This window comes from Crossiella sp. CA-258035 (genome assembly GCF_030064675.1).
Taxonomy (GTDB): domain Bacteria; phylum Actinomycetota; class Actinomycetes; order Mycobacteriales; family Pseudonocardiaceae; genus Crossiella.
The window spans coordinates 4086272-4099919 of sequence record NZ_CP116413.1 but is presented as its reverse complement, the minus strand read 5'-3'; the positions used below and the strand labels follow the sequence as shown (position 1 = coordinate 4099919).

Genomic DNA, 13648 nt, shown 5'->3' with positions numbered 1-13648 from the left:
GACCCGGAGATCCTGGCAAAGTTCGTTGCTGATTTGGCAAATCGGGCGTTCAGGGTAGAGTCAACCCACTACAACCGAACACGCTGGCGAACCCGGCCAGTCCGGAAACGGAGCTCGCTTGAGCACTCTGACCCGCCACACCGGTTTCGCCGAAGCCCGGGAGAACGCCAGCCGCGTCGAGCGGGGGCAGCAGCTGCGCGCAGCGCGCACGGTCGCCTGCCACGCCACCGACGACCAGGACCAGCACGACCTGCTGGCCATGCTGGGCCTGCCGATTCCTGAGGCAGCGGTCAAGCACTGACCGCCGCACCGGGACACCGCCTGTCAGCCTTCGGCGGTGTCCCGGTGCCAGCGCGGCTCCTCGCGGAGCCGGGTCGCTCCGGGCGGCCGAAAGACAGAAAGCCGCTGACACGGCGCTTGCCCCGGTCCCGCGAGCGCGTCGACTCGCTCCTAGTCGGGCCGGCCGACCTGGGTGTTGGACAGGTCGAGGCCGATGGAGAAGTCCGCGGTGTAGCCGGTGCCTGCCTGCTGTGGACGCAGCAGCATCTGGGCGCCGCCGTTGCGGTAGATCGAGTCCCGGTTGTTGGTGGTGTCGGCCGGTCCCCGCCGCCGGTACGGATCGGTCCGCAGATAAGCCGCGCCGAACTCGGGCGTGAAGTACAGCTGCGAGGTGAACTCGTACGGCCGGCCGTTGGTCCCGATGGTGCGAATCTTGATGTGGATGTGCAGCGTCCGGCCCGAGTACCAGCCCGGCAGAATGGTGACGAACCGCGCCGCGCCCGCCTGGTCGGTGTTCTGGTAACCGCGCAGGAATCGGCGGCCGGAGCTGCCCTGGGACGGGATGTCGGAGTACAACCCGAACGCGTCGCACTGCCAGAGGTCGACCATCGCGCCCGGCAGCGGAGTGCACTGCTGCTGACGAATCTGCTGGACGGTGAAGTTGATCGTCAGCGCGGTGCCGGGCACCAGCTGGCCGGTGGACGGCTCGGTGCGGATATCGGAGCGGTTGAGCCGCTCGTCGACGAAGTAGGGGCCCTCCATCTGCTCTGGCTTGACCACGCAGTCCAGCGCGCAGACCTCGGGCGCACCCGCGGCGGATGTGGTGGCACTGGCCATGGTGGATCCCGCGACCGTGAGTGTGGCACCCGCGGCACCGAGCAGAATCAACGCCTGTCGCCTGCCGAGTACGCGGCCGACTGGCTCGTCGTCGTCATGCATGGGATTCCTTTTGGGTGGGAGCAGGGAAAATGGACGCGACCGGGGTCTATCTGCAGGAAGTCGCGCTCATCCTATTTTCCAGCACTACCCGCCTTCCGTCGAGAAAGTTCACCCCCATGCACCATAAGACGAGGCCATAATGTCGTTGTAGATCGAACTACCGGTATCACAAATCATCGGGCAGGGCGAACCATGCCTGGTCGAAAAATGCGGAGCCGGGGGCGAAATGGTGGCGTTGTACTCGTTTCCCACCTGACCGCCGGAATGCCGCTGCGGCGGTGGGGCGCGACCGGTGTGCTGGGCGGAACCGTGGACGGGCCAGTCGCTGAGGCACTGGCCGTTCTCGGCGGTCCGCAGCGATTCGCCAGCTTCTGAACGGACGGGTCGCTCGCCAAGTAGTCCGCGCCTCCCGCACAGCTCAGGCCAGCGCCGCCGCCACCTCCCCCGGTCCCGGCATGGCCGCGATCTCCGCCTCGACCTCCCGGGCCGCCGCCCGCAGCCCCGGATCGCCGAGCAGGTGCTGGAGCAGGTCCGGCGTGATGTCATCGGCAGCCGCTTGCACCCCGGCCCCGCGAGCGTGCACCGCCTCCGCCGTGATGAACCGGTCCGACCCGTCCGGCAGCACCAGCTGCGGCACCCCGGCGCCCAGCGCGGCCAGTGCGGTGCCGGAGCCGCCGTGGTGGATGGCGGCGGCACTGGTCTCCAGCAGGCGGTGCCAGGGCAGCCAGCCGGTGGGGCGCACGTTGGGCGGCAGGGGGCCCAGGTCGCTGATGTCCATGCGGCCCATCACCAGGATGAGCTCGGCGTCCAGCTCGGCCGCGGCGGCGACCACCCGGTCCAGGCGGGTGAGGCCGTCGACCTTGGGAGGAACGGTGCCCAGGGTGACCGCGATGCGTGGGCGGTCGGACGGGGCCGGCAGGTCGCCGGGGGTGTCGACCGGGACTGGGCGCAGGGGGCGGCCGTAGTCCGGGCCGGGGATCATGCCGCGCGGGGCGATCTCCAGGGTGGCGGCCGGGGACAGGGTGGGGTGGCCGAGCTCGGCGAGCATCAGGGCGCGGAGCGGGGCGGTGCGGGTGAAGCCCAGCTCGTGCTGGATCGCGGGCACGCCCAGCTCGGCGGCGGCGACCAGGGCGGCCGGGTAGAGGTACTCGTAGACCACCAGGTCGGGGCGCCAGGCGCGGGCAGTCTCGATGGTGGCCGGCAGGGCTTCCAGGTTGACCTGGGCGGCCAGGGGCACGAAGGCGGCGCGGTCGGCGGAGTTGGTGGCCACGGTGCGGGCCAGCAGGTCCGGATGACGCTGCGCGCCCAGGCGACGCAGTTCGCGGCGCCAGTCCAGGCCGGGCTGGATGGGCAGGTGCGGCAGGCCGAGGGTGGTGACCGCCTCGCCGCCGTCCAGGGTGGCGAACGCGATGACGTGTCCGCGGTCACGGAATGCCGTGGCCAGCGGAATCAGCGGTAACAGGTGGCCGGTTCCGGGACTTCCCAGGAAAAGGACCCGCATGAATCAAATCCTTTAATGTTGCGAGCAGAGTCACATCGGCCGGATTGGCCGTGCCCGACTTCGGATGATAACATTCTGTTTCCCCGTTGTTCATCCCCGCCATTTGCGATGAACTCGATTTCCCGTTAACCGAGTTGAGCGAATGTGACCCGACTGTACAACGGCTACCAACTGTTCTCCGGACTGCTCTGGTGGCTGCCCGTCTTCTACCTCTACCAGCGCGATGCCGGTCTGACCGACGAGCAGATCTTCACCATCCAGAGCATCTACTACGTGTTCTTCTGCGTGCTGGAGATTCCCACCGGCGCGCTGGCCGACCGGTTCGACTACCGGCACTTCCTGCTCGCCGGAGCCGGGACCTTGCTGGTGGCGAACCTGCTGCCGGTGTTCTGGCCGGTTTTCTGGGGATTCCTGGTGCACTTCCTGCTGGTGGCGCTGGCGAACTCGCTGGTCTCCGGTGCGGGCAGCGCCTATCTGTACGAATACCTGGCGCGTTCGGGCGAACCGGAGCGCTACCGGAAGGCCGAGGGCAACGCGCGGGCGGCCAGCCTGATCGGCCGGGTGGCCTGCCTGCCGCTGGCCGGGGTGCTGATGGCCTGGCACCCGCCGCTGCCGTACCTGCTGACCGCGGCGGGGGCGGCGGTCGCGGTGGTGCTGGCGGCCCGGCTGCCGGAGCTGCCCGGCGGTCAGGCGGGCGCACCGGCGAGCCCGGAGCCCGGCCCGGTCCGGTCGGCGCGCGAACCGCTCGGTCAAGCGCTGGCCGGGGCGGCCCGCGTGGTCACCGGCTCGCGACTGCTGACGCTGCTGATCGTGCAGGGTGTGGCGGTGTTCACCCTGGTCCGCGTGCTCCAGACCAACCTGTTCCAGCCGATCCTGGCCGCCAAGCAGCTGCCGGTGGCCGCCTTCGGACTGCTGATGGCGGCCAACGCGCTGTTCGAGGTGGCCGGGGCCGCGCGCTCGGCCCTGGTGCGGCGCTGGCTCAGCGACACCAGGGCGATCTTCGTGCTGACCACCGCGCTCGCGCTCTGCCTCGCCCTGCTCGTGCCCGCGGGACTGGCCGTGACCATCGCCCTGATGTGCGTGTTCTCCCTGGTGTCCGGGGTGGCCTACCCGATCCAGCGGCAGCTGGTCAACGACGCCATCACCGACCCCTCCCGGCGGGCCACCGTGCTCTCCGTTGAGTCCATTGTGGACAGACTCGTCTGCTCCCTCGTCGTGCTCGCGCTCGGCGCCTACCTCTCCGCAGGCGTGTTGAACCTGTTCCTCCTGCACCTGGCCATCGGCACGGTCGTGCTGATGGCGGTGCTGGCCGTATTCCTCCGCCGCGCGCACCGCCGGGCCGCCGCGGAGACCGTGACCGAAGGAAGCGCTCGATGAAGAAGATCCTCTACGTCTACGTCAAGGGCGGCGCTCCGCTGGAGCACGTGTTCCCGCGCATCGCAGGCTGCGGTGAGCTGCACGTGCTCGCGTTGATGCCGTTGCCGGAGACCGCCGAGGCGGACTGGCGGCCCGCCTGCACCTCGATCACCGAGCTGACCACCGATGCCCGCGGCGAAGCCCTGGTCGACCTGGTCACCGCGCACGCCAGGGAGCTGGGCGCGGACGCGGTGCTGTCCATGTCGGAGTTCGCGGTGCTGCTGGTGGCCAAGGTGGCCGAGCGGCTCGGCCTGCGCGGCGGCGGCCCCGGCCTGGTCACCGCGCGGGACAAGCGGCTGATGCGGGAGACCTGGGCGCGCGCCGGGGTGCCGATCCCGCGGTTCCGCCGGGTGGACTCCGAGGCCGACCTGGCCGCGGCGATGACCGAGCTGACCCCGCCGCTGCTGCTCAAGCCCGCCTGGGGCGCGGGTTCGGTGGCCCAGCTGGTGTTGCACACCCCCGAGGACGTGGCTCCGGCCTGGCGGCAGGTGGCCGAGGCCCTGGAGCTGGGCCACCAGGTCGGCATGAACGAGCTGTACGCGCCGGAGACCGACCGGGACCTGCTGGTGGAGGAGATCCTGGCCGGGTCGACCGAGGGCTGGTACCCGGAACCGGGCTACGGCGACTACGTCAGCGTCGAGGGCATCGTGGCCGACGGCGTCTACCACCCGCTGTGCATCACCGGGAAGCTGCCCGCGATCCCGCCGTTCACCGAGGTCGCCTCCACCATGCCGAGCACGCTGCCCGAGCCGGTGCAGCGGCACCTGGAGGACATCTCCCGCCGCGCGGTGGACGCGCTGGGCCTGGGCACCTGCGGCACGCACACCGAGGTCAAGCTCGGCCCGGACGGCTTCGGCGCGGTGATCGAGACCGGCGCCCGGTTCGCCGGGCTGATGGTGACCAAGCAGATCGAGGAGGTCTTCGGCATCGACCCGATCGCGATGCTGGTCCGCGAGCTGCTCGGCGAGCCGGTGGACCACCCGGCGGCGATGCTGGTGGAGGGCAAGCGGGCGGCGGCCTCGCTGGCGGTCATCCCGACCGACGCGCACGGCACGCCCTGGTCGGGCACCCCGCGCTGGCGGCCCGGCGCGGTGGACTGGTCCGCGCTGCTCTCCCCCGGCACCGCGGCCGAGCCGGTCAAGGCCTTCGCCATGCCAGAGGGCGAGCCGGTGCCGGTCTACGACCCCTCCGGCGGCTCCCGCAACTGGCTGGGCGTGTTCCTGGTGACCGCGGAGGACGCCGAGACACTGCGCCGGGACTGCAACGCGGTGCTCAACGGATTGGAAACTGCGCTGCCCGCGGGCTAGGCCGGTTCCCAGTCCACGACCACCAGGCCCTTGGTGGACGTGGAGTGGTCCTCCCGCCAGGACACCTCGGTCACCGGGTCGACGTGCGCCCGGTGCGCGCCGGGGTGTCCGGCCGGACGGGCGCACTCCAGCACGCCGTCGACCTCGTCGAGCCATCGCGCACGGCCGGCGCAACGCGCGCCGTCAGGACTGGTTGTCATGACGGCGGACTACCCACTCTTTGTCGCCCGGCAAACGTCCTCTGTGGACAGGCACGGCAACCAGCGGCCAACACTCGCCCACCTGGGGGAACAGCAGTTTGGCCAGGACCCGGACACGGGAGGTCGACGCGCTTGGCGAGGCTCGGCGGCCCCGGTGGTGCTGCCGTGGACACTGAGCGGCACCGCACTGCTGGTCCTGCTCGCAGGCGGTGCCGTGGTGGTGGTGCTGCTGGTCCGCCGGAACCGGCGGCCGCCCGCGGCCTAGACCGGGGCCTCCAACGCGGCGGTCACCGTCGGGAAGACCCCGATCAGCCGGTCCAGCGCGGTGACGTGCAGCGGGCGCAGCACGGCGGCGCTGGTGGTCACCACGCGCAGGTCGGTGCGGCCGGCCTGCTGGTGCGTCTCAGCCAGGGCGGCCAGGCCGCTGGAGCCGAAGAAGTCGACCTCGGTGAGGTCCAGCACGATCACCGGCGGTTCGGTGCTCAGCACCTCTTTGAGGGTTTTGCGCAGGTCAGGGGTGGTGAGCATGTCCACCTCGCCGACCAGGGTGAGCACCACGCCCTCCGGGTGGCTGACCACGGTGACGGTCATCGGCGCGGCGCCTGCGGCGGTGGGGGTGTGGTCCTGCGGGGTGGCGCTGTTCATGCTCGGCCCTTTCCACGGTGCGCTGACGATCATCTGCCCTCCAGCCTTACCCGATCGGGTCACCGCCGAACCGCCGCCTCTTCGGGCGCTGGGTCCGCTGGAGCCGCGGCCGGCCAGCCGCTTGCAAAACTGCCGGTCTGGTTTTCACCACTCGATCGTGTGGCAACGCGGCGAATGGCGGAATGTCGACAGCGACCTGCGGTTTGTCTGGCGGCCGACGCAAACTTCCGTCGAATGCCGACAGTTCTTGCCGCACCACGACACGATTTTGCGGAAGGCTGACAGTCACCCCGATCAGCCGATCGTCAATGGGCGCGGGCGCGAGTTTCCTGGAGGCGCAGGCACACCATCCCTGGGGAGGACTGTCGTGGTGCAGCACGCCGCGATTCTCGGCGGCGGGATGGGCGGGATGCTGGCCGCCTTCGCCGTCGCGCCACACGCGGAGTCCGTGACCGTGGTCGAGCAGGACAGCTTCACCGCGGACCCGGTGCCGCGCCGGGGCGCGCCGCAGGCCAGGCACACCCACGCGCTGGTTTCCGCCGGCGCGCGGGCGATCGAGGCGCTGGTGCCGGGGGTGCTGGCCGAGCTGTACGCGGCAGGCGCGCAGCACCTCAACATGCCCGGCCGCTACCTCGGCCTGACCTCGCGCGGCTGGTTCCCGCGCTATCAGGGCAGGCAGTTCCTGGTGGGCGCGAGCCGTTCACTGCTGGAGTCCACCCTGCGCGGGCGGCTGCGCGAACTGCCCAACGTGACCATCGCCGGCCGGTCCGAAGTCGTTGGCCTGCGCGGAGATCCGGCCGGGATCACCGGCGTGCGCACCCGGAGCCCGGACACCGGCAGGCCGGCCGAGCTGGCCGCGAACCTGGTCATCGACGTCACCGGCCGCCGCTCCCGGGCCACGAACTGGTTGACCGAGCTGGGTTTCCCACCGGTCCGTCAGTCCATTGTGGACCCCGGTATCTTCTACGTCACCGCGGTCTTCCAGGCCCCGCCGGAAGCGGTCCCGGACTTCCCGGCGATCACCGTGCAGAGCAGCCCGGGACCGGACAACCCGGTGCGCCGCAACGGAACCCTGGTCCCGATCGAGCGGGACCAGTGGATGATCACCCTCTCCGGCGGCCCCGGCAGCAGGCCCAGCACCGATCCGGACGGCTTCCACGACTTCGCCGCCCGGCTGCCGCACCCGGTGCTGGCCGACCTGATCGCCGCCGCCACGCCGCTGTGCCAGCCCTTCGGCTTCCGCGCCGATGCCAACCGCCGCCGACACTTCGACCGCCTCAGCCCCGCGCCGCACGGTTTCGCCGTGCTCGGCGACGCCTACGCCACCTTCAACCCGATCTACGGCCACGGCATGTCCGCCGCCGCCCTGTCCGCACTGGCCGTGCGCACCCAGCTGGCCCGCCGCGAGCTGGACACCCGCGCCCTGCAACGCGCCATCACCCAGGCCAGCGCGAACGCCTGGGACATGGCGGCAGGCCAGGACCAGCGGCACGCCGGCGCCGCCTCCGGCCGGATCGAGGCATTCTTCGACCGCCTGGGCGAGTGGATCTCCGCCGCGGGCGCGCACAGCAGGGCCATCGCCGACACCCAGGTCGACATCTTCAACCTCATCGCCCCACCCAGCAGCCTGCTCAGCCCCAGGGTGCTCTGGCACGCCGCCCGCGCGGGCGCCGGCCCGGCCAGGCAGACCCCACCGTTCACCGCCGCCGAGGCCAGGGTGCTGGGCAGCAGGCAGCGGTAGGGTTGACCGGATTTCGCGCCACCACAAGGAGGTCCAGGTGCGGCAACGACGTTTCCGGCTCGGTCGGGGCCCAGCCGCCGCCACCTCCATCGTGATCGGCGCGGCGGCCAGCGCGGGCATCAACATCGCCACCAACAGCCCCGGCTGGGCGATCATCACCGGCGTGGCCCTGGTGGTGCTGGTGTGGGCCGGGCTGGAGTGGTGGCGGGCCAGCGGCAAGGAACCCGAGGCGTGGGTGCGGGTCGACCAGCGCGCGGAACGGGTCAGCGGCGAGGTGGTGGGTGCGAGCGGCCTGCCCGCGGGCGCGGGGCTGACGGTCAACCAGGAGGTCAGCGAGGTCGGCGAGGGTGGTTCGGTGACCGGCTATCACGAGCCCCGAGGGTGACGACGCGCCTGGGCGGGATCCCCCGACAGCCTGATTGTTCCGCTGCGTGTCCGCTTCATCACTTCGTGTGATTGTCCAGGCCGTCGAACAGCACCTGAGCGGCCCTCGCGTTTGTGGCCGTGAGCTGCGCAAACCTTCTCTCGCCGAGTCAAACCTCCGGTCGCCGACACTCCAGCAGTCACGGGTTGGTTACGAGCCGACCGGGCAGGCGGCCCGTACGGTCCCGTTCCAGCCGGGCTCACGTCCGGTGAACAGCACAACCGGGAGACCGAAGCGCCACGTTCCTGTCCGGTAGGTCTCCGGGCCAGCGAAGCCGAGTGAAAGCCAACCCGCTGGACAGGAACGCGACGCCGCTGATGCGGCGCTGACGGTGCGGCGGGCCGAGACAAAGATGTCTGCTCAGTGGAACAAGCACTGCCAGGCGGCTGGCCTGGCCGCCGCCGCGATCGCCGCGCTGACCGTTCTGGGGTCGGGCACGGCACAGGCGGCTCCCAGTGTGGACTGGGACCGTATCGCACAGTGCGAGAGCGGTCGGAACTGGTCCATCAACACCGGCAATGGCTACTACGGCGGCCTGCAGTTCACCCCGAGCACCTGGAGGTCCAACGGCGGCACCGGCAGAGCGGATCAAGCCTCCCGCGAGGAACAGATCCGGGTCGCGGAGAACGTCTTGCGCAGCCAGGGAATCGGCGCCTGGGGACGGTGCGGCCGCCGGGCAACCGGCGCCGCGCCCGCCCCCCGGCCACGGACACCAGCCCCGAGGTCGACCGTGGCCCGCGCCCCGGTCACGCCGACGGCACCGAGACCGGCCGAACCCACCACGGGGTCGACCAGCAACCCGGATGGCGACTACACCATCCAGGCCGGTGACACCCTGGCCAGCATCGCCGAGCAGCTCGGCATCGAGGGAGGCTGGCAGGCGCTGGTGGAGAAGAACCGCGAGTTCCTCACCGCGCCGGGGCTGATCTTCCCCGGCCACAAGATCGCCACTAAGTAGGCGAGGGCCCGGGTGGCGCTGCTCATCGGCGCCACCCGGGCTCGACTTTTGGAGAAGTGTGAGTGGCCGACCACTCAGCACCCAAGGCGGCAGCCCAGTGTGAGTGATCGACCACTCTTTCGGTCACTCGGGTCGACCTGCGGCGTAGCAGGTGTGAGTGGTCGACCACTCAGGCCCGAAGGGCTCGCTTGCGCCAATCAGGAGTGAGTGGTCCATCACTCATGGTTGTGGAGAAGGTTACGCGCGAAGGACGGGCTCGCAGGGGCGGGTGTGCAGGGGTGGACTCGCAGGGCGGGCGTGCGGAAGCCCGGATGGCGCTGTTCATTGGCGCCACCCGGGTTCGGTCGTCCGGCTCAACCGCCTGCCCTGCCCGTGGACGTTGGCAACCTGGACGGCCGCCGGGGGTTGTACAGGTGCGGAATGGCTACTGGTGCTCGCGTTCGTCGCGCTGGTGACGCTGATCTTGGTGGCGTGCTGGCTCAACGGGCGTCGTCAGGCCGGGCTGGGGCGGTTCGGGTAGCGGTACAGCGTCGGGGCGGACACCTCTCTGCTGCACTACCGCTTCGGCGGGATAACGCGCCGCTGCCCGGCAGGCCGAGCGGTGAGCTGGTGCACGGCAACCATCGCGGACGTCCGTTCCTGGCCGTGGCCGCCGATGAGGGCACGAATTAGTACCCGGCACCGCAGGTGGTCGTGACGCTGCCGCTGCCCGCGCCGTGCCCGCCGTTGCTGGTCCGGCGGCGGGGCTGGCTGCGGGGCGGCTACAGCGCGCGGCGGTTGTGGCCGGGCGGCGAGCCCTTCGACCGGGGCTTCGAGGTGTCCTGTCCGGTGCCGTCGTTCGAGAACCCGGTGCTCAGCCCGGACCTCCGGCAGCGGATGCTCACCCATCCCGCGGCGTGGGCGATCGAGCACCGGATCGGACCGACCGAACTCATGGTGTGGCACCAGGGGAGCTTCACCGCGCGGGAGGTGTGCTGGCTGGTCGAGTATGCGAACGGTCTGCTCGACCAGGTGCTGCGGGCTCCGTGGCAGCCGCAGTCCTGACGCAGGCGAAACTGCTTGCCGCCAAGGGATCGCCGGTGCCCCGGTAGCGTGGCCAGGACGGGGACTCGCAGAGCGGGCGGGTGCGGCCGAGTGCGCTGGGGTTCTTGTCGGTGACCACCGGGTCCCGGGGTGCTCTGCCGTGTTCGACCCACCGCTCCAGTGCGCCCAGGGAGTCCCAGCCGGCCATGAACGCCGGTGTCACGTTGGCGTGGTTGGCTCCTGGCACCAGGTAGAAGCGGGCGAACCGGCGTACCGCGGGCTCGCCCATCCGCTGCCGCACCCGGTCGAAGTAGTCCACTGTGGACCGATGGCTGACCAGCTCGTCCGCCGTGCCGTGCAACAGGATCAGCTTGCCGCCGGCGCGGGCGAAGCGGCTCAGGTCGGGGTTGTTGATGTCCTGCAACGCCGACAGCTCGCTGATCCGCTGCTGCCAGCGGCCGGGGTGGCTGGGGTCGATGGCGAGGGGGTTGTGGGCGGGGTCCCAGGTGACGAAGTGGCGTACCCACTGGTCCCAGAACTGCACGCCGTAGCCGCTGGTCTTGGGCATCGGGTTGGCGGGGGCCTGGGTGCCCATGCCGAGCACGGCGGTGGTCATGCTCGCGCCGGAGAGGAACGGGAAGCCGGGGTAGCCGGTTTCGCCGCTGGCCAGGGTATACGGCCAGCGCAGTGGTGCGGACAGGGCGCGCACGGCGTGGATCTGCTTGTCGGACAGGCAGAAGTCGCCGAGGTCCGCGCCGTCGGGGCAGCGCAGGGTGTGCGGGTCGAAGTGGCAGGCCGCTTCGTTGGCGATGACGCCGTCGGTGAGGCCGTCCGCGGGGTCGCAGGTGGTGAGCACGGCGCGGTGCAGCAGCGCCTGCTTGGCCGGGCCGGGGAACGCGCCGGGCTGGGACAGGATGTGGGCCTGGTGGCCGAAGAACAGGTCGAGGCTGGCGGCGTTCCAGGCCGGATAGACGGAGATGACGCCGTCGAAGTCGGCGGGCCAGCGCTGGGCGACGGCCAGGGCTTCCCGGCCGCCGGTGGAGCCGCCGGCGAAGTAGCTGTGCGCTGGCCTGGCTCCGCGGTAGTGGCGGGTGATGATGTGCAGGGCCGCGTCGCGGGTCTTCTTCAGCGCCTCGCCCGCGAAGTTGCGCACGGCCTCGTCGTTGCGGCCGAAGGAGCCGTCCAGGGACCGGGTGGGCTGGAAGTCCGGGGCCGCCTGGTGGCCGGAGTCGCTGGCGAAGGTGGCGTAGCCCTGCGCCAGCGGGCCGGGCCGGTCGGCGGGGCCGAAGGGCACGGTGCCCGCGATGTCGGGGATGGTGCCGTTGTAGCCGCCACCGCCGAACATCATCGCCTTGCGGTTCCAGCGGTTCGGCAGGCCGACCTGGAAGCGGATCTCCGGCGCGGCGGGGTCCACCGGGCGGATCGCGGCCGTCACCCGGCAGTGTCCGACCGCCTGCTCGGCTGCCGTGACCACGCCACCTGAGCTGGGCAGGCCAATGGCGGCGGCGGGAATCCGCAGGCCGGTCAGGCCCGTGCAGGGCGTGGTGGCCGACCGGCCGGTCGGCGGGGGCGCGGCGGTGGTCAGCAGGAGCGTGAGCAGGCCAATGGTGAGTGTTCTCATCGCCACCTCCCTCGGGGCCCTCACGGTAGGCAGCCGGATCTGCGCCGCACCATGTGGCCGCGGCACCGAATCGCCGTCGCCGAGGTGTGGTCAGGCGCCATCCGGGCGGACCTGGGCGACCGCAAACGATCGACAACTGGCATCCGCTGCCAGGTTTTCCCTAGCTCTCGTCGCCTTTTACTGTCCTGAACCGGACAACCTGACTGATTGATTAGTAAGGGGACGCGATGACCAGACCGATCCTGTTCTGCTGCACCCAGTCGACGGGGCTGATCAACTCCAGCCTCGCGGTGGCGGGCGAGCTGGCCAGGCGGGGCGTGCCCGACCTGTGGTTCGCCTCGGATGAGAACCGCAGGGTCGAGGTCGAGAAGCTGGCCGCGCGTTCGTCTGTCCAGTTCGTCTCACTCGGTGCGGTCAACCCCGCCTTCGCCGCGACCATGTGGGATGACCGGACCTACCGCGCGGTCACCGGCCGGTCCCGGTTCGCCGCCTACCGGGCCCGGATCGCGCAGTCGATGGACCCGGAGTACTTCCGCGACCGCTACCGCCGCCTCGATGAAGCGGTGACCCAGATCCGGCCCGCGCTGATGGTGATCAACAGCCTGTGCCACCACGCCCTGCTGGTGGCGATGACCCGCAAGATCCCGTTCGTGCTCACCGCGCCGTTCCTGCCCAGCGACATCTGCCAGGGCAGCCTGCCCAAGGGTTTCCCGGTGCCGCAGTCCGGGCTGCCGCGGGTGATGACCAGGGCGCAGAAGCTGGCGCACTGGTGGTTCCGGTGGCGGATGCGGACCCTGTTCCTGCGGCCCTCGCTGCTGGGCCAAGCGGTGAAGTACGACAAGGTGATGCGCGAGTTCGGCGTGGACCGGTCCTGCTACCAGCCGCAGACCGCGGTGGACGCCGCCGCGCTGATCCTGTGCTTCTCCTTGCTGGAGCTGGACTATCCGTTCCCGGTGCCGGACAAGCTCAAGCCGCTGGGCACCCTGGTGCCGCCGCTGCCGGAGACCGACGGGACGGATCCGGTGATGCGCTGGCTGGACGAGCACGACTCGGTGGTCTACGTCGCCTTCGGCACCATCACCCGGCTGACCGAGGCGGAGGTCGGCGCGATGGTCGAGGTGGCGCGCAGGCTCGACGGCAGGCACCAGGTGCTCTGGAAGCTGCCCGCGGACCAGCAGCGTTTCCTGCCCGCGAACCTGCCCGGCAACCTGCGGATCGAGGACTGGCTGCCCTCGCAGTACGACGTGCTGGCCCACCCCAGCGTCCGGGTGTTCTTCAACCACGCCGGCAGCAACAGCTTCCACGAGGGCCTGTACTTCGGCACACCGCTGCTGACCCGGCCGCTGTGGCTGGACTGCTACGACCACGCGGTCCGCGCGGTGGACAGCGGCGCCGGTCTCACGGTGGACCGGCCGGAGACCCTCGACCCGGACGATGTGCACCGGAAACTGTTGCGGCTACTGGAAGAGCGGTCCTTCCGGGAGCGCGCGGAGCTGTTCGCGCAGTTGCAGCGCCGGACCGGCGGGGTGGGCACGGCCGCGGACCTGGTCCTGGAGCTGGTGCGCTAGCCCGGACCGCGGCCGGCTGGCCACGG

General features: G+C 70.9%; 13 protein-coding genes. 8 read left to right on the top strand and 5 right to left on the bottom strand.

Annotated elements, in window-relative coordinates; genetic code table 11:
- The first annotated feature begins 118 nt into the window (after positions 1-118).
- On the top strand, positions 119-301 hold the full coding sequence (locus N8J89_RS18675) for a hypothetical protein (protein WP_283665646.1): 183 nt from the start codon (positions 119-121) through the stop codon (positions 299-301).
- 149 nt (positions 302-450) lie between these two features.
- Here N8J89_RS18675 and N8J89_RS18670 read toward each other — a convergent pair whose 3' ends face one another.
- Together N8J89_RS18670 and N8J89_RS18665 are read right to left on the bottom strand one after the other, a co-directional pair.
- The gene (locus N8J89_RS18670; protein WP_283665645.1) at positions 451-1116 is read right to left on the bottom strand and encodes a dioxygenase family protein; all 666 of its coding nucleotides are present in this window, start codon (positions 1114-1116) and stop codon (positions 451-453) included.
- A gap of 520 nt (positions 1117-1636) precedes the next feature.
- Positions 1637-2719, bottom strand: a complete 1083-nt coding sequence (locus N8J89_RS18665) for a glycosyltransferase (protein ID WP_283665644.1) — start codon at positions 2717-2719, stop codon at positions 1637-1639.
- A 144-nt stretch (positions 2720-2863) separates the two neighbouring features.
- Between N8J89_RS18665 and N8J89_RS18660 the strand changes: the two genes are divergently transcribed.
- Both N8J89_RS18660 and N8J89_RS18655 read left to right on the top strand, forming a co-directional pair.
- Positions 2864-4096, top strand: coding sequence for an MFS transporter (locus N8J89_RS18660; RefSeq protein ID WP_283665643.1), 1233 nt, complete (start codon positions 2864-2866; stop codon positions 4094-4096).
- Positions 4093-5442, top strand: coding sequence for an ATP-grasp domain-containing protein (locus tag N8J89_RS18655; RefSeq protein ID WP_283665642.1), 1350 nt, complete (start codon positions 4093-4095; stop codon positions 5440-5442). Before N8J89_RS18660 ends, N8J89_RS18655 begins: the two co-directional genes overlap by 4 nt.
- Here the strand turns inward: N8J89_RS18655 and N8J89_RS18650 are convergent.
- Both N8J89_RS18650 and N8J89_RS18645 read right to left on the bottom strand, forming a co-directional pair.
- On the bottom strand, positions 5439-5642 hold the full coding sequence (locus N8J89_RS18650) for a hypothetical protein (RefSeq protein ID WP_283665641.1): 204 nt from the start codon (positions 5640-5642) through the stop codon (positions 5439-5441). The two genes, N8J89_RS18655 and N8J89_RS18650, sit on opposite strands and share 4 nt — an antisense overlap.
- A gap of 261 nt (positions 5643-5903) precedes the next feature.
- Positions 5904-6287 (bottom strand): STAS domain-containing protein, encoded by a 384-nt coding sequence (locus N8J89_RS18645; RefSeq protein WP_283665640.1) that lies wholly within the window; start codon positions 6285-6287, stop codon positions 5904-5906.
- A gap of 367 nt (positions 6288-6654) precedes the next feature.
- Between N8J89_RS18645 and N8J89_RS18640 the strand changes: the two genes are divergently transcribed.
- From N8J89_RS18640 to N8J89_RS18625, 4 genes are all read left to right on the top strand, one after another.
- The gene (locus N8J89_RS18640; protein WP_283665639.1) at positions 6655-8028 is read left to right on the top strand and encodes an FAD-dependent monooxygenase; all 1374 of its coding nucleotides are present in this window, start codon (positions 6655-6657) and stop codon (positions 8026-8028) included.
- Positions 8029-8065: 37 nt separating this feature from the next.
- Positions 8066-8413, top strand: a complete 348-nt coding sequence (locus N8J89_RS18635; RefSeq protein ID WP_283665638.1) for a hypothetical protein — start codon at positions 8066-8068, stop codon at positions 8411-8413.
- 391 nt (positions 8414-8804) lie between these two features.
- On the top strand, positions 8805-9410 hold the full coding sequence (locus tag N8J89_RS18630) for a LysM peptidoglycan-binding domain-containing protein (protein ID WP_283665637.1): 606 nt from the start codon (positions 8805-8807) through the stop codon (positions 9408-9410).
- A gap of 693 nt (positions 9411-10103) precedes the next feature.
- Complete coding sequence (locus N8J89_RS18625) at positions 10104-10454, top strand: hypothetical protein (protein WP_283665636.1); 351 nt, start codon at positions 10104-10106, stop codon at positions 10452-10454.
- On the opposite strand, the gene N8J89_RS18620 is transcribed toward N8J89_RS18625, so the two are convergent.
- Entirely contained in the window at positions 10366-12054 is a 1689-nt protein-coding gene (locus N8J89_RS18620; RefSeq protein WP_283665635.1) for a tannase/feruloyl esterase family alpha/beta hydrolase, read from the bottom strand. The genes N8J89_RS18625 and N8J89_RS18620 overlap by 89 nt on opposite strands.
- Positions 12055-12281: 227 nt before the next feature.
- Here N8J89_RS18620 and N8J89_RS18615 point away from each other — a divergent pair, with 227 nt between their 5' ends.
- Complete coding sequence (locus N8J89_RS18615; RefSeq protein WP_283665634.1) at positions 12282-13622, top strand: glycosyltransferase; 1341 nt, start codon at positions 12282-12284, stop codon at positions 13620-13622.
- Positions 13623-13648 lie beyond the last annotated feature (26 nt).